Origin of the sequence: Micrococcus sp., from assembly GCF_030523875.1 — a bacterium.
GTDB lineage: Bacteria > Actinomycetota > Actinomycetes > Actinomycetales > Micrococcaceae > Micrococcus.
Window position 1 is genome coordinate 1 of record NZ_JAUNHR010000012.1, and the last position, 15,637, is coordinate 15,637.

The 15,637-nt window shown below is 73.7% G+C and carries 16 protein-coding genes; 6 read left to right on the forward strand and 10 right to left on the reverse strand.

What is annotated here, in order from left to right:
• Positions 1-229: 229 nt before the first annotated feature.
• Positions 230-724 carry a transcription elongation factor GreA gene (gene greA, locus Q4D18_RS02955; RefSeq protein WP_303125636.1) on the reverse strand — a complete coding sequence of 165 codons (495 nt, stop codon included), beginning with the start codon at positions 722-724 and terminating at the stop codon, positions 230-232.
• Between the two features lie 182 nt (positions 725-906).
• On the reverse strand, positions 907-1,344 hold the full coding sequence (locus Q4D18_RS02960; RefSeq protein ID WP_303125639.1) for a DUF4307 domain-containing protein: 438 nt from the start codon (positions 1,342-1,344) through the stop codon (positions 907-909).
• Between the two features lie 135 nt (positions 1,345-1,479).
• Here Q4D18_RS02960 and mca point away from each other — a divergent pair, with 135 nt between their 5' ends.
• Positions 1,480-2,400: a mycothiol conjugate amidase Mca gene (gene mca / locus Q4D18_RS02965; protein ID WP_303125712.1), complete on the forward strand. Its 921-nt coding sequence runs from the start codon at positions 1,480-1,482 to the stop codon at positions 2,398-2,400.
• A 37-nt stretch (positions 2,401-2,437) separates the two neighbouring features.
• Entirely contained in the window at positions 2,438-2,839 is a 402-nt protein-coding gene (locus Q4D18_RS02970) for a hypothetical protein (protein WP_303125641.1), read from the forward strand.
• Positions 2,840-2,884: 45 nt separating this feature from the next.
• Here Q4D18_RS02970 and Q4D18_RS02975 read toward each other — a convergent pair whose 3' ends face one another.
• Positions 2,885-3,601 (reverse strand): hemolysin III family protein, encoded by a 717-nt coding sequence (locus Q4D18_RS02975; RefSeq protein ID WP_303125643.1) that lies wholly within the window; start codon positions 3,599-3,601, stop codon positions 2,885-2,887.
• Positions 3,602-3,678: 77 nt separating this feature from the next.
• Between Q4D18_RS02975 and Q4D18_RS02980 the strand changes: the two genes are divergently transcribed.
• Positions 3,679-4,452, forward strand: a complete 774-nt coding sequence (locus tag Q4D18_RS02980; protein ID WP_303125645.1) for an isoprenyl transferase — start codon at positions 3,679-3,681, stop codon at positions 4,450-4,452.
• A 31-nt stretch (positions 4,453-4,483) separates the two neighbouring features.
• On the opposite strand, the gene Q4D18_RS02985 is transcribed toward Q4D18_RS02980, so the two are convergent.
• Positions 4,484-5,143: a rhomboid family intramembrane serine protease gene (locus Q4D18_RS02985; RefSeq protein ID WP_303125648.1), complete on the reverse strand. Its 660-nt coding sequence runs from the start codon at positions 5,141-5,143 to the stop codon at positions 4,484-4,486.
• 204 nt (positions 5,144-5,347) lie between these two features.
• Here Q4D18_RS02985 and Q4D18_RS02990 point away from each other — a divergent pair, with 204 nt between their 5' ends.
• Positions 5,348-6,826, forward strand: a complete 1,479-nt coding sequence (locus Q4D18_RS02990; RefSeq protein ID WP_303125649.1) for a PhoH family protein — start codon at positions 5,348-5,350, stop codon at positions 6,824-6,826.
• A gap of 414 nt (positions 6,827-7,240) precedes the next feature.
• Positions 7,241-7,744, forward strand: a complete 504-nt coding sequence (locus tag Q4D18_RS02995; RefSeq protein WP_303125652.1) for an A24 family peptidase — start codon at positions 7,241-7,243, stop codon at positions 7,742-7,744.
• 62 nt (positions 7,745-7,806) lie between these two features.
• Here Q4D18_RS02995 and Q4D18_RS03000 read toward each other — a convergent pair whose 3' ends face one another.
• The 4 genes from Q4D18_RS03000 to Q4D18_RS03015 form a co-directional block, all read right to left on the reverse strand.
• Positions 7,807-8,373 carry a hypothetical protein gene (locus Q4D18_RS03000; RefSeq protein WP_303125655.1) on the reverse strand — a complete coding sequence of 189 codons (567 nt, stop codon included), beginning with the start codon at positions 8,371-8,373 and terminating at the stop codon, positions 7,807-7,809.
• Between the two features lie 472 nt (positions 8,374-8,845).
• Positions 8,846-10,279, reverse strand: coding sequence for a class II fumarate hydratase (locus tag Q4D18_RS03005; protein WP_303125657.1), 1,434 nt, complete (start codon positions 10,277-10,279; stop codon positions 8,846-8,848).
• Between the two features lie 43 nt (positions 10,280-10,322).
• Complete coding sequence (locus Q4D18_RS03010) at positions 10,323-10,997, reverse strand: carbonic anhydrase (protein ID WP_303125660.1); 675 nt, start codon at positions 10,995-10,997, stop codon at positions 10,323-10,325.
• Positions 10,994-11,572: a DUF4245 domain-containing protein gene (locus Q4D18_RS03015; protein ID WP_303125662.1), complete on the reverse strand. Its 579-nt coding sequence runs from the start codon at positions 11,570-11,572 to the stop codon at positions 10,994-10,996. The genes Q4D18_RS03010 and Q4D18_RS03015 overlap by 4 nt, the downstream gene beginning before the upstream one ends.
• Before the next feature lie 110 nt (positions 11,573-11,682).
• Between Q4D18_RS03015 and glpX the strand changes: the two genes are divergently transcribed.
• Positions 11,683-12,699, forward strand: a complete 1,017-nt coding sequence (gene glpX / locus Q4D18_RS03020) for a class II fructose-bisphosphatase (RefSeq protein WP_303125663.1) — start codon at positions 11,683-11,685, stop codon at positions 12,697-12,699.
• 26 nt (positions 12,700-12,725) lie between these two features.
• Here glpX and manA read toward each other — a convergent pair whose 3' ends face one another.
• Positions 12,726-13,985 carry a mannose-6-phosphate isomerase, class I gene (gene manA, locus Q4D18_RS03025; protein WP_303125665.1) on the reverse strand — a complete coding sequence of 420 codons (1,260 nt, stop codon included), beginning with the start codon at positions 13,983-13,985 and terminating at the stop codon, positions 12,726-12,728.
• A 38-nt stretch (positions 13,986-14,023) separates the two neighbouring features.
• Complete coding sequence (locus Q4D18_RS03030) at positions 14,024-15,634, reverse strand: LCP family protein (RefSeq protein ID WP_303125667.1); 1,611 nt, start codon at positions 15,632-15,634, stop codon at positions 14,024-14,026.
• Between the last annotated feature and the right edge of the window lie 3 nt (positions 15,635-15,637).

The following is a 15,637-nucleotide window of genomic DNA, read 5'->3' on the forward strand; positions in this document are numbered from 1 at the left end:
CGGAACCAGGGCGGCATGGACGCGTCGCCGGGCTTCTCCGTCAGGTCCCAGGGGAGGGTCGAGAGCTTCACGTTGCCGGTGGATCCTGGGTCGCGCAGGGGTGTCGGCCCGTCCGCGGGGGTGCGCCCCGGGTGCAGCTCCGCGGCGGTGCGACGGCGCCCCGCGTCCCACCGCGCGGCGCCCGCCCCCGGGGGGGGGGCCGCGGCCGCCGCGCGGAGCCGAGGAGGGGTCAGGCCGTGTAGGGCTCGACCTTCTTCACCGTCACCTCGATGTCCTTGCCGTTGGGGGCGGTGTAGGACACCGTGTCCCCCTTCTTGGCGCCGTTGATGGCCTCGCCGAGCGGGGAGCGCTCGGAGTAGACCTCGAGGTCCTCGCCGTCCGCGGCGATCTCGCGGTTGCCGAAGAGGAAGGTCATCTCGTCGCCTGCGACGACGGCGGTGACCACGGTGCCGGGCTGGACGGTGCCGTCCGCGGTGCCGGTCTCGCCCACACGGGCGGTCTCGAGCAGCTGCTTGAGCTCGGCGATGCGGCCCTCGTTCTTGGACTGCTCCTCACGGGCGGCGTGGTAGCCGCCGTTCTCCTTGAGGTCGCCCTCGTCGCGGGCGGCCTCGATGCGCTCGATGATCTCCTGGCGGCCGGGGCCGGAGATGTGCTCGAGCTCCTTGCTGAGGCGGTCGTAGGCCTCCTGGGTCAGCCAGGGGGCGTCGGAGGGGGTGGTGGCCATGGGGCTGTGTCCTCTCGGGTCGGGGCGGCCGTGGGGCCGCCGGGGTATGCGAAGCGCCCCGCCGACCGGGTGGACGACCCTGCGCGATGCGCGGGAGGTCGTCGGGCCCGGGGCGACGGGGCGGGGAAACCGTGGACCAGTCTAACGGCGAGACGCACGTCACCCCAACCGGTGCGGGGCGCTCAGGAGGAGCGGCAGCCGTCCACCACGCCGGTGACGCCGCGGGCCACGGTCCGCACGTCCACCGTGTAGGTGGCGGAGCGTCCCGGCTCCACCTCCGGGCCGGGGGCGATCCGCACGGTGCGGAAGCCCACGGGGGCGGCCTGCGCGTCCATGACCACGAGGTCGCACTCCGCGGCGACCCCCTCGGGGACCGCCACCTGGAAGGTCACGGAGGCCGAGCCGGCGTCGTGGATCTCGTAGCCCACGTCCTTGGCCTGCACCTGACCCACCGAGACGTTGAGGCCGATCACCACGGCCAGGGCGACGGCGGCGGTCAGGGCCAGCGCGCCCAGGGCGATCCACAGGGGGCGGCGGGAGGCGCCGCGCTGCGCCACCCCGTAGCGGTTGGCTAGGGTGTTCTCCGGCGTGCGCGCGTCAGGGGCGGGGGTCGAGGACATCCCCTCCAGCCTAGCCGCCGCGCCCCGCCCCCGCGGCTGTGCGGGGGACAGCCTCCCGGAAGGAACCCCGCCGCCGTGTCCGCGCCGTCCACCGCCGCCTCCACGCCCCTGCCCGACTCCACGGGCCTGCGGCTCATGGCCGTCCACGCGCACCCGGACGACGAGGCCTCCAAGGGCGCCGCCATGATGGCCGCCTACGCGGACGCCGGGGCCGAGGTCCTCGTGGTCACGTGCACCGGCGGCGAGGCCGGCTCCCTGCTCAACCCCTCCTACACCGACCTCGTCCGCGCGGAGCGGGACATCGCCGCGGTGCGCCGCGAGGAGATGGCGGACGCCGCCGAGGCGCTCGGCGTGGATCAGGTGTGGCTCGGGTTCCTGGACTCGGGCCTGCCCGAGGGCGACCCGCTGCCCGCCCTGCCGGACCACTGCTTCGCGCAGCTGCCGCTGGAGACCGCTGCGGCCCCGCTGGTGGCGCTCGTGCGGCGGTTCCGCCCGCACGTGCTGATCTCCTACGACGAGGCCGGCGGCTACCCGCACCCGGACCACATCCAGGCCCACCACGTCACCCTCGAGGCGTGGCGCGCCTCCGGCGACCCCGAGGCGTACCCGGGCACGGGGGAGCCGTGGGAGATCGACAAGCTCTACTACGACCGCGCCTTCAATCCGGACAAGTTCCGCGCCCTGCACGAGGGCTTCCTGGCCCTGGGGCAGGCCTCGCCGTTCGAGGCCCGGCTGACGATGTACGCCCGCATGGACGCCATGCGGGAGGTGCTGCGCCGTCGCGACGCGGGCGAGGACGTCCCGGATCCGGAGCACCTGCCGCCGTTCGTCCCTCCGCACCACGAGGTCACCACGCAGGTCCCCGTGGCCGACTTCCTCGACGAGCGGGACGCCGCCCTGCGCGCGCACGCCACCCAGGTGGACCCGGACGGCCCCTTCTTCGCCGCGCCGAACGACCTGCTGCGCACCACATGGCCCTGGGAGGACTACACGCTGATCGAGTCGCGCGTGCCCGCGCCGACCCCCGAGCACGACCTCTTCAACGGCCTGCGCTGAGCGGGCTCCGGCCGCGCCGGTAGACTTGGGCGTCGTGATGTCCCTGACGCCCCTCGCCCTGTCCTCCGCGCTCGCGGCCGCCGTGTCCGCCGCCCCCGCGCCCGCGGTGCCCGAGCCCACGCTCAAGCCGGGCCTGTCCGAGGCGGACATCACCCCGGGCATCGAGGGCTTCCTCTTCACGGCCCTGATGGTGACCATGGCCATCCTGGTGATCCGGCTGATGGTGCGCTCCGTGCGTCGCGTGCAGCAGCGTTCCCCGGAGGCCGAGGCCATGCTCGTGGAGCGCCACCAGGGGCACCTGCCGCCGGAGGTGCGCGCGGGCGGCGAGCAGCTGGACGGCGACGCCGAGGACCGCCTCACGCGTCTGCAGCGCAAGTACCCCGGCTACCTCCAGGACCCCACCCCGGAGCCCGAGGCCCCGGACACCGGCCGCGACTGAGCGCGGCCGCGCCGTCGGGCGCCGGCCCGGGCCGACGCCGGCGGGTCAGAGGGCCAGGTAGGCCATGAACACCGCGATGCAGTGGCACACGAAGCCGCCCACGGTGAACACGTGGAACAGCTCGTGGAAGCCGAACCACTCGCGGTGGATCGTGGGGGCCTTGAGCGCGTAGAACACGGCGCCCACGATGTACGCGGCGCCGCCGGCGCAGATCAGTACGGCCGCGGGGACGTGCGCGGCGAAGAAGTCGCCCAGGTACAGCAGGGCCGCCAGGCCCAGCGTCACGTACACGGGCGTGTAGAGCCAGCGCGGGGCGTCCGTCCACAGCAGCCGGAACACGACGCCGAGCACCGCCCCCACCCACACCACGGTGAGCAGGGTCATGCCCTTGTCCGGGGGCAGGAGCGCGAGGGCGAGCGGCGTGTAGGTGCCTGCGATCACGAGCATGATGTTCGTGTGGTCCAGGCGCTTGAGAACCCGGGAGACCGACTCGTTCCACTGCACCAGGTGGTAGGTGGCGGAGACGCCGAACAGCAGCATCCCGGTGACCGTGTAGACCACGGCGGCCCAGCGCAGCGTGGTGGTGGGCGCCAGGACGATCAGCACGATCCCCGCCGCCAGCACCAGGGGCGCCATGACGGCGTGGACCCAGCCGCGCAGCCGCGGCTTGTACAGGGGGTGGTCGGGGTCCCCGACGCGTTCGATGCGCCAGCGCAGGGGCCGGTCGGTCCGGTCGGTCGGCGTGGGGTCGGAGTGCGGCATGCCCCCATTCTCGCCCATGGACGGGGGCGGCCGCGTATCCTGATCACCCCGGCCCCACCTGGAGAGCGAGGTGCCCCGTGCGTCGACCCGAGGCGTTCTACCGCCTGTACGAGCGTCGGCTCGCGCGCGACCTGGACCCTGCGCGGCTCCCGCACCACGTGGGCGTGCTGGTGGACGGCAACCGCCGCTGGGCGCGGGCCTTCGGGGCCACCACGGAGGAGGGCCACCGGGCGGGCGCCGAGCGCATCCTGGACTTCATCGGCTGGTGCGACGAGGTCGGGGTGCCCGTGGTGACGCTCTACATGCTCTCCACGGAGAACCTGGCCCGGCCGGCGGCCGAGCTTGCCCCGCTGCTGGAGATCATCATGACCACGGCCGAGCGCCTCGCCGAGCCGCGCGAGGACCGTGCGCCGGTGCGCGTGCAGCCCGTGGGCGCCGTCGACCTCCTGCCCCCGCGCATGGCCCGCTGCCTGCGCGAGGTGGCGGAGCGGACCCGGGAGAACACCGGGGTGCACGTGAACGTGGCGGTGGGATACGGCGGCCGGCTGGAGATCGTGGACGCGGTCCGGGAGCTGCTGCGGGAGGCGGACGCCGCCGGCACGAGCGCCGGGGACGTGGCCGACGCACTCACCGTGGACGCCATCTCCGACCGGCTCTACACGCGCGGCCAGCCCGACCCGGACCTGGTGATCCGCACCTCCGGCGAGCAGCGGCTCTCCGGGTTCCTCACCTGGCAGTCCGCGTACTCCGAGTTCTACTTCTGCGAGGCCATGTGGCCCGCCTTCCGTCGCACGGACTTCCTCCGCGCGCTGCGGGACTACGGGCGCCGCCAGCGCCGCTTCGGCGCCTGAGCACGGCCCGGGACGGGGGTGCGGTCTCGGGTCAGAGCGCGGGCAGGCGACGACGCCGCGCGGCCCGGTCCGCCCGCCCCCAGGCCAGGGCCAGCACGACGCCGGCCACGGCGCCGGAGAGGTGGCCGGTCCACGAGACGCCGGGCTGGGGGAGCAGGCCGATCAGCGACGAGCCGAGGTACGTCATGGCCACCACGAGGGAGACGGCCACCGCGAGCAGGCGCCGGGCGACGACCCCGTAGACCAGCAGGAACGCCGTGAGGGCGTAGACGATCCCCGAGGCGCCGATGTGCACCCCGGGCGTGCCGATCAGCCACGTGAACACCCCGGACAGCAGCCAGGCGGCCGCGAGCAGGGCGAGGGGACGGCGGGAGACGAGCGCCGCCGTCGGGCCCAGCACCAGCAGGGCGGTGGTGTTGCCGATCAGGTGGCGCCAGCCGCCGTGCAGGAGCGGGGAGAAGAGGATCCCGTCCAGGCCCGCGGAGCTGCGGGGGATGAGCCCGAGCCCGCCGATCAGCGGGCGGCCGGCCACGATCGTCACCAGGAACATGGCCCACATCAGCGCCAGCAGGAGTGCCGTGGGGGCGACGGCCCGCAGCAGGCCGCGCCCGGCGCGGTCCGTGAGGGTGTCCGTGGGGCGGGACAGGCCCGCGGTGAGGCCGGTCTCCCGGTGGGGCGGGGTCAGGGACATGGCGGGCTCCTGGGCGGGGTGCGGGGGTCGCGGTCAGTCTAGGCGGCGGGTGGGGTCCCGGTCCGGGGCGGCCGGCCCGACGGCTGGAGCCCCGAGGGCTTTACCCGCCGTTCACGGGACGCTCCCCGGGTGGTCCAGGGGGCCCGTCTAGCGTGGGCCCCGAGCGGGCGGCCCCGCCCGCGGGTGCTCAGCGAGGAGGACGGCATGACGAGGACGACGGCGACGGGCCCGCAGGACGGTGCGGCGCGCGAAGGTGTGGCGCCGGCGGGCGCGGCGCGGGACGGGGCGGCACCCGGCGTGGCGGAGCCGAGCGAGGACGGTCGGGCCGGCGGCCGGCGGACCTACGTGGTGGACACCTCCGTGCTCCTCTCGGACCCGCGGGCGCCGCTGCACTTCGCCGAGCACCAGGTGATTCTGCCGCTCGTGGTGGTGACCGAGCTGGAGGCCAAGCGCGCCGACCCGGACCTCGGGCACTGCGCGCGGGCGGCGCTGCGCCTGCTGGACGACCTTCGCCGGCGTCACGGCCACCTGGACCGGCGCGTGCCGCTCACCGCGGAGGGCGGCACGCTGCGCGTGGAGCTCAACCACGTCTCTCCGGACGTCCTGCCCCTCGGGATCCGGGGCTCGGACAACGACTCGCGGATCCTGGCGGTCGCGGCCGCGCTCGCGGACGAGGGGGCCGACGTCACCGTGGTGTCCAAGGACCTGCCCATGCGCGTGAAGGCGGCGGCCATCGGCCTCGCGGCGGACGAGTACCGCCACGAGCTGGTGCGGGACTCCGGATGGCGGGGCCTGGTCCCGCTGGCCGTCGAGGACGCGTGGCTGGACGGCCTGTACGAGGCCGGCCAGGCGCCCCTGGCCGGCCTGCCGCTGGAGGACCAGGCCGGGTCCGGCATCGAGGTCGGCCCCGGGGACCCCGCGCCGACGGCGGAGCGCCTGCCCGTCAACACCGGCCTGCGGCTGACCTCCTCGCGGGGGGCCGGACTCGCCCGGGTGCGGGAGGGCGGCGTGGCGCGGATCGTCCGGGGGGACCAGGAGGTGTTCGGTCTGCACGGTCGTTCGGCGGCGCAGCGGCTGGCCGTGGACCTGCTGCTGGACCCGGGCGTCGGGATCGTCTCCCTGGGTGGACGGGCCGGCACCGGCAAGTCGGCCCTGGCCCTGTGCGCCGGGCTGGAGGCTGTGATGGAGCGGCGGGAGCACCGCAGGGTGGTGGTGTTCCGGCCCCTGTACGCGGTGGGCGGCCAGGACCTCGGGTACCTGCCCGGCACCGAGGGGGAGAAGATGGGCCCCTGGGCGCAGGCGGTGTTCGACACGCTGGGCTCGATCGTGTCCCCGTCCGTGATCGACGAGGTCGTGGACCGCGGCATGCTCGAGGTGCTCCCGCTCACCCACATCCGTGGCCGCTCGCTGCATGACGCGTGGGTGATCGTGGACGAGGCGCAGTCGCTCGAGCGGACCGTGCTGCTGACGGCACTGTCCCGGATCGGGCGGAACTCTAAGGTCGTCCTGACCCACGATGTGGCCCAGCGGGACAACCTGCGGGTGGGGCGGCACGACGGCGTCGCGGCCGTGGTGGAGCGGCTCAAGGGGCACCCGCTGTTCGGGCATGTGACCCTGACGCGGCCGGAGCGCTCGCCGATCGCCGGGCTCGTCACCGAGCTCCTCGAGGACGGCGGGGTCTGAACCGAGCGGCCCGTGGCCGCGACTGTCCGATGGTCCACGGTGGGGTGGACGATCGGACACGTCCGCTGTGTCGCCCTGGGGAGATTACGCGACATCTACGAATGTGACGGGGGAAGAGAAGGGGGCCGCTGCGAACAGCCGCCCCGGCGGGGGTGCTCGGCCCCGCGGAGGGGGGATTGGGGACCGAGGAAGCCCGCATCCATGGCCCCTTGAAACGGGATCGAGGCCATGGGTCTCAGGATCGGCTCTACCCAGAAGGGAGCCAATAAGACGAGTGTACTCCAGAGCCCGGGAGTGTGCAACTACACCTTCGACGGGTTGCGCCGGGGTCCTATGGTGTGATAGTCGCCCACCGTGAGGTCGCCCCTGTGGACGCCTGTCGCGGCGGGGCGGGGGTCTGACTAGCCTCGGGCCATGACGTGGTGGGGGTGGGCGTGGGATGCCGGAGCGTGGCCGACGATCGCGCTGTGGGGCGCGGGGCTGGCGTGGTTCGCTGGGTGCGGGGCCGTGCTGGTGCGCACGGACCTGCGGGAGCACCGGCTGCCGAACCGGTGGACGCTGCGCCTCTGGGGCGGCGGTTTGGCGGCCATCGGCGGGGGAGCGGCTCTGGCCGGCCGAGGGGACCTGCTGTTCTCGGTGGTGGTCGGAGGCGTCGGCTACGCGGCGGCGATGCTGGCGCTGCACCTGTTCAGCCGCGGCGGTCTGGGCATGGGGGACGTGAAGCTGGCTGGCGGTCTCGGCTCGTACGCGGGGGTGGCCGGGCCGGACGCCGTCGTGATGGCGGGGGTGCTGGCCATCCTGCTGGGTGGGCTGACCGCGCTCGCGCTGATGGTCCTCCGGCGTGCGACCAGGGCGACGGCCCTGCCCTTCGGTCCGGCGATGGTGGCGGGGGCGGGGGTGGCCGTGTTCCTCGGGTGAGCGGCCGAGGGAGACGACGACGGCCCCTCCCGTCGGGGGAGGGGCCGTGGCCGGAGGGTCAGTCAGACGATCGAGCGGGCACCGATGTTCTGAGTGAACGTCGTGCCGGTCGGATACGTCTTCGTGGAGTAGGTCATCGTGTGCGAAGTCGCGATGGTGGTCGACGTGGCGATGCACGGATCAGCCGTGTGGTAGTAGATGAAGTAGCCCGGCAGGTAGTCACCGGTGCCGTTGGTCGCCGTGGAGGTGGTGACGATCGTCGGTTTCGTGTACTTCAAGGTCAGCGTCTTGCCGTCGGCGGAGAGCGAGTAGGTCCAGCCGTTGAGCGTGGTGCACTCGGTCCAGCGCCACGTGGCGGTCGAGTCCTGATTGTATGTGCCGTTCGGGCAGGAGTCGATCACGATCGGGTTGTTGAAGGTGTAGGTGGTCGTGACGGAATCGATGCGGGCAACGCCAGAGGCCGAGTTGGTGGTCTCGAGCCAGTAGCCCACGGAGGAGTGGGGGTTGCGCAGACAGTCGCCGGACTTGCTGGTCCCGGAGGCGGGGCCGCCGGTGGGGGTGCACCCCTGGGTATCGATGAACCCGCCGGACTTGGTGCAGTCCGTGGGGACGCGATAGTACCGGCTCACGAAGATCTGCGGGGTCGTCGGTGGCCGTCAGGGTCGTGGTGGAGGCCGCGAATGCGGGTGGGGCCACCGCGGCGGCCACGGCCGGGGCGGTCCAGGCGAGGCCGGTTGCCACGGTGCGGCGCGAGACGGCATGGGTGTCCTGCGGGGAGGTGCTCATGGCACGTCCTTTCCCTCATGAGGCGGTGCGCGTGCGACCCGGGGATGGGGGGCCGCACGCGGTGCTTTCCCTTCATGATGGTTCACGTCACTGGATGACCCGGCGGTATTCATTGCGCTGGGGATATGTGATCAACGGAACATCGTCCCTTGTCAGCGGGATGTTCGGGGCGGAAGGCCTCCCTCACAGCATCTGTTTGATCCCTGTCTGGAACATCACGGCAAGGCTCTGGCCCCGCGCGACGACGGGCCGCCCCCTCGCAGGGGGACGGCCCGTCGTCGTCGGTGGGGCGGCCGCGTCAGGCGCGGCCGGGACTCACTCGCCCGGGTGGGTCATGGACATGGTGTCGAGGGCCTTGTCCAGCTGCTCCTCGGTGACCTCGCCGCGCTCCACGTAGCCGAGGTCCACCACGGCCTCGCGGACGGTCATCTTGTTGGCCACGGAGTGCTTGGCGATCTTGGCGGCGGCCTCGTAGCCGATCACCTTGTTCAGCGGGGTGACGATGGACGGGGAGGCGCCGGCCAGGAACGTGCAACGCTCCTCGTTGGCGGTCAGGCCGTCGATCATCTTGTCCGCCATCACGCGGGAGGTGTTGGCGAGCAGGCGGATGGACTCGAGCAGGTTGGCGGCCATCACCGGGATGCCCACGTTGAGCTCGAAGGCACCGTTGGTGGAGGACAGGGCCACGGTGGTGTCGTTGCCGATCACCTGGGCGCACACCATGATGGCGGCCTCGCAGATCACGGGGTTGACCTTGCCCGGCATGATCGAGGAGCCCGGCTGCAGGTCCGGGATGGCGATCTCGCCGAGGCCGGTGTTCGGGCCGGAGCCCATCCAGCGCAGGTCGTTGTTGATCTTCATGATCGAGTACGCCACGTTGCGCAGCTGGCCGGAGGCCTCCACGAGGCCGTCGCGGTTGGCCTGGGCCTCGAAGTGGTCGCGGGCCTCGGTGATCGGCAGGCCGGTCTCCTCGGCGAGCAGCTCGATCACGCGGGCCGAGAAGCCCTTCGGGGTGTTGATGCCGGTGCCCACGGCGGTGCCGCCCAGCGGGACCTCGGCCACGCGCGGCAGGGAGGACTGCACGCGCTCGATGCCGTAGCGGATCTGCGCGGCGTAGCCGCCGAACTCCTGGCCCAGGGTCACCGGGGTGGCGTCCATGAGGTGGGTGCGGCCGGACTTGACGATGCCCTTGAACTCCTCGGCCTTCTTCTCCAGCGACTCCGCCAGGTGCTCGAACGCCGGGACCAGGTCGTTCACCAGCGCGCCGGTGACGGCCACGTGCACGGAGGTGGGGAACACGTCGTTCGAGGACTGCGAGGCGTTCACGTGGTCGTTCGGGTGGACCTCCTCCTCGGAGCCCGCGTCCTTGAGGCGGCGGGTGGCGAGGGTGGCGAGCACCTCGTTGGTGTTCATGTTGGAGGACGTGCCGGAGCCGGTCTGGAACACGTCGATCGGGTACTCGCCGTCGTGCTTCCCGGCGATGACCTCGTCCGCGGCGGCGACGATCGCGTCGGCGCGCTCCTGGGAGATGATGCCGAGCTCGGCGTTCGCCTTGGCCGCGGCCTTCTTGATCTGGGCCAGGGCGTGGATGTGGGCCGGCTCGAGGGTCTTGCCCGAGATCGGGAAGTTCTCCACGGCGCGCTGCGTCTGGGCGCGGTAGAGCGCGTCGACGGGCACCTTGACCTCGCCCATCGTGTCATGCTCGATGCGGAACTGCTGGTTCTCTGCGGGGGAGTTCTGTGCGGTCATGGCGCTCATCCTAGTGAACGGCGCCACGCCCGCACCCCGTCTGTCAGACCGTGAGGTCCCCGACCACGCGCCCGGCCTTCGCGGTGCCCTCGTGCAGGGAGTAGGTCAGGCCCACGACGGCGGTGCGCCCCTCCGCCACGGCCCGCGCCACGGACTGGGAGGTCTCCATGAGGCGGTCGCAGGTCTGGTCCACGTGCTCGGCCACGAAGTCGTCGATCTCCTCCAGGCCGCGGCGGCGCCCGGCCAGCACGGACGGGGTGATGCGCTCCACCAGTGAGCGGATGAACCCGGGGGGCATGTCGCCGCTGATGTAGGACTCCACGGTGGCGGTGACCGCGCCGCACGAGTCATGGCCCAGCACGATCACCAGGGGGATCTCCAGGGAGTCCACGGCGTACTCGAGCGAGCCGAGGACGGCGTCGTCGATCACGTGTCCGGCGGTGCGGACCACGAACACGTCGCCCAGGCCCACGTCGAAGATGATCTCCGCCGCCAGGCGGGAGTCCGCGCAGCCGAAGATCACGGCCAGGGGCGCCTGGCCCGCGGTGAGGCCGTGGCGGCGCTCGGCGTCCTGGTTCGGGTGGCCGGGGGTGCCGGCCACGAACCGGCGGTTGCCGGCGGCGAGGATCTCCCAGGCCTCGGCGGGCGTGGGGCGGTGCGGCGCCTCACCTGCGGCGTCGGCGGCGTCCTGGGGGGTGGGCTGGGGTGCGGCGGTCATCGGATCTCCTTGGCGACGGCGCGGGCCAGGTCCTCGAGCACCTCGCGGTCCCCGGTGGTGGTCAGCACCACGGTGCCGCCCTCCGTCCGGGTCACGAGGTGCTGCTCGTCCGTGCCCTGCGGGGTGAAGTGCTCCCACGTGATCCCGTCCGTCTCCACGGTGCCCACGGCGGGCGCGGTGCCCACGCGCAGCGTGGTCCACGTGCGGTCCGCCTCCGTCGACTGGCGCAGGCCCGCGAACACGGTGTCGGTGACCACCCAGCCCACCTCCCACGTCGGCAGGCCGTCGAGGCGGGTCAGCCGGGCGTAGTTGGAGGTCCAGCCCTCGGGCACCTGCGGCGCGAGCGCGGGCAGGTCGCCGTCCTCGAGCGGCACGGTGGCCGCGGCGGCCGCCACGTCCACGCGGTCGGCGCGCTCCTGGACGGCCGGGGGCTGGTTCACCAGCAGCAGCACCGCCACGAACCCGAGCACCGCCAAGGTGGACAGCACCATGGCGATCCAGGGGGCGCGGGCGCGCTGGGCCTGCTTGGCGGTCAGGACCGGGCGCGGGGCGGGGGCGTCGGTGGGGGAGCTCATCAGGGGGCATTCTGCCACCGTCCGGGCACCGCCGTAGGATGGGGGGCGGGGCAGAGCGGCCCCGGCGTCCGCCGTGCGCGGCGCATCGAGCTCAAGGATCGGAGAGCAGGATGACCAGCGCGTCCTCGGAGAAGACCGGCTACGAGAACCACGTCCCGGACCGCAACCTCGCCATGGAGCTGGTGCGTGTGACGGAGGCGGCCGCCATCGCGGCGAGCCCCTGGGTGGGCGGCGGTGACAAGAACCGGGCGGACGGCGCCGCGGTGGACGCGATGCGCGCCTTCATGGACACCGTCTCCATGGACGGCACCGTGGTGATCGGCGAGGGCGAGAAGGACGAGGCGCCCATGCTCTTCAACGGCGAGTCCGTGGGCGACGGCACCGGCGCCCCCGTGGACGTGGCCGTGGACCCGATCGACGGCACCCGCCTGACCGCCATGGGCTACAACAACGCCCTGTCCGTCTTCGCGGTGGCCGAGCGCGGCACCATGTTCGACCCCTCCGCCGTGTTCTACATGGACAAGCTCGTGGTGGGCCCCGAGGCCGCCGACTTCGTGGACATGCGCCTGCCCGTGAAGCAGAACGTGAACCTCGTGGCCAAGGCCCTGGACAAGCCCGTCTCCCAGGTGACCGTGTGCGTGCTGGACCGCCCCCGTCACGAGGGCCTGGTGAAGGAGATCCGCGCGGCCGGCGCCCGCGTGAAGTTCATCCTGGACGGCGACGTGGCCGGCGCGATCGCCGCCGCCCGCCCGGACACCGGCGTGGACATGATGATGGGCATCGGCGGCACCCCGGAGGGCATCGTCACCGCGTGCGCCATCAAGGCCACCGGCGGCGTGATCCAGGGACGCCTGGCCCCCGTGGACGACGCCGAGAAGCAGAAGGCGCTCGACGCCGGCCTGGACCTGGACGCGGTGCTCACCACCGACGACCTGGTCTCCTCCGAGCACTGCTACTTCGCCGCCACCGGCATCACCGACGGCGACCTGCTGCGCGGCGTCCGCTTCCAGGACGGCCGCGTGCACACGCAGTCGATCGTGATGCGCTCCAAGTCCGGCACCGTCCGCACCGTGGACGCCGAGCACGACGTGGCCAAGTGGGCCAAGTGGCTCGACGGGCGCTCCTGACCGCGCGCTGAGCCGGGTCCGCCCGGTCAGGCGGTGGGCAGGGCGGCCACGAACACGGTGGCCCGCCCCCGCCCCTCCGACTCGAGTGCGAGGGGCGCCGCGGCGGTCTGCGCGGCGGGCACGAACACGGACTGGCCGGGGGTCAGGCGCACGGCCTCGTCCCCGCAGCGCAGCACAGCGGTGCCCTCGGTGGCCACGGCGATCGCCGGCCCGGCCACCCGGGCCCGCACGCCCTCCGCCGCGGGGTCCGGCGCGGGGTCGGCGCTCAGGCGCGTCAGCTCGAACTCCTCGAACGGCGGGCGGTAGCGGGTGACGCCCTCGGCCTCGGCCTCGGGGTCCGTGTAGGGCACGGGCATCGGCTCGAACACCACCACGGCCCGCAGCTCGGCCAGGTCCACGTGCTTGCCGGTGAGCCCGCCGCGCAGCACGTTGTCCGAGGCGGCCATGACCTCCACCCCGAGCCCGTGCAGGTACGCGTGCACGTTGCCTGCGGGCAGGTGGACGGCCTGGCCGGGCTGGAGGTCCACGCGGTTGAGGAGGAGGGAGACCACCACGCCGGGGTCGCCGGGGAAGTGCTCGGCCGTCTGCAGGGCGGTCTCGAGCGCCTCGTCCTGGCGGATCAGGTCCGGCATGCCCCGCAGCGCCTCCACCAGCTGGTCCACGCCGCCCTCGGCGCTCCACACGGAGGCGGGGTCGAGGATCTCGGTGAACGCGCCCTCCACGTCCTCGTCCGCGAGCAGCACGGCCATCCGCCGGGCGGCCACCGCCACCTGCGTCGAGTCCCCGTCCGCCCACTCGGTCAGGGCCAGGGCCACGCGCTCGAACGTGGCCGTGGCCTCCTCCGGGCGGCGGAACCCGCACAGGGCGGAGAACGGCGTGAGGGCCACGATCATCTCGGGCTTGTGGTTGTCGTCCCTGTAGTTGCGGTCTGGAGCGTCCACGGGGACGCCCGCGGCCTCCTCCTGCGCGTACCCCTCCCGCGCCCGCGACAGGGTGGGGTGGGCCTGGATGGACAGCGGGCGGGCGGCGGCCAGCAGCTTCATGAGGTACGGCAGCCGACCGAAGCGCCGGGCCTGCCCCAGCATGCCCTCCGGGTCCGCGGCGATCACCTCGTCCAGGCCCCGCCGGTCCCCGTCCGCTCCCACGACCACGCTCGGCGCCCCCGGATGCGCGCCGAGCCACTTCTCGGCCTCCGGGGCGCCGGTGGGCTCGCGGCCCTCGAGCCGGGGCAGGAGGGTGGGGGATCCCCAGGCGTAGTCGCGGACGGTCGCGTCGAGCACATGCATGCCCCCAGGGTAGGCCAGCCGGGCCCGTCCGGGGCCGGTCAGGCGGGGGCGCAGAGGTCGTTCGTGGAGGCGATCCGCACGAGCTCGGCCTCCCGGCCGGCGTCCTGCAGCTCCATGAGCTCCTCGGCCGAGTACGGGCTGCCGTCGGCGTGCGAGGGGGGCTCCGGCCAGGTGTCCGGGTCGTCCACGTCCACGCCGTCCTGCCGGCCGCCTGACGGGGCGGCGAGCACGGTGAGGACGGGGAGCGCGCCGGGCGTTGTGGCCGGCGCGGCGGCCGTCCGGGCGCGCCGCTCGGGCTCGGCGGAGAGCACCTCGGCCACGCGCCGGTGCACGAGGTCGTAGTCCGGGTGCGCGGTGAAGTGATCCGCGGCCGTGCCGAAGTCGGGGGCGCCGATGGTCAGGCGCGGCATCTCGTGGCGGCGGGAGCCGTCGGCGAGGTCCACGAAGGTGCCCAGCTGGCGCTGGGGGAGGTTGGTGGTGACCACCTGCTGCCCGGCGTCGAGGATGCCCTGGAAGCGGGTGAGCACGGTGGCCGGGGTGAACTGCTCGAGCATCGCCGCCTGCATGCACTGCTGGCGGCGGATGCGCGCATAGTCCGTGGCGAACTTGCGGGACCGGGCGAAGGCGAGGGCGTCATCGCCGTCGAACCGGTGGGTGCCCGGGGCCCACCAGACGTCCCCCCACTCGCCGTCGGGGCGCTCGCCGCGGTGCGTGACGTAGCCGCCGGAGACCACCTGGACGCCGCCCATCGCGTCGATCAGCTGGGCGAACCCGGCCATGTCCATCATCGCGTAGCCGTGCACGTCGATCCCGAGGATCCCGCCGGCGGCGTCCATCATGGCCTCCGCGCCCGGGTGCTCGGCGCCGGGGTAGAGGTCCGCGTGCTCCTCCTCCACGTCCATGTAGAGGGCGTTGAGGATGCACTCGTCCCCGCAGTCGTAGCCGCCGGGGTACACCCCCCACAGCGGGGAGCCCTCGGAGAACGGCGCGTTCTGCAGGTTGCGGGGCAGGGAGAACAGGGCGGCGGCCCCGGTCTGCGCGTCCAGGGAGACCACGTGCATGGAGTCCGGGCGCAGGCCCGTGCGGCCCTCGCCGGCGTCCCCGCCCATGACCAGCACGTTGTAGCGGCCGTCGGCGGCCGCGAGGGCCGGGCCGTCGCCGAACACGGTGTCCAGCGCTCCGCGGCCGGCCTGGGAGGCCCAGCCGCCGTAGACCAGCCCGCCGCCCGTGACCAGGACGGCCGCGGCGGTGGCGGCGGCGGTCACCGCCCGCGCGCGGGGCGCCAGCAGGCGCGCCTGGATGAGCCGGAACGTGTCCAGCCACAGCCACGCCCAGCCCAGGCCCAGCGCCACGAGCACGGCGCCGAGGCCCATCAGGACGGCGTCGTTCGCCAGGAGGGAGATCAGCGTGGCGCGGGAGGCCAGGTACAGCGCGAGCGCGGCGGCCACCACGGCCCACACGGTCAGGGTGACGCGCAGCGCGGCGCGGCCCAGCCGGCGGCTGCCGGCCACCACCTGGGCGCCGCCGGGCACCAGGGCCGTGAGCAGCAGGAGGATCCCGGCGCGACGCCGGCGCTCCGCGGGGGAGGCCGCGCGGGGGTCCCGCACCGGATCCGCGGTGCGGGGTGGGTGCAGGTGGGAGGGGGACACGGG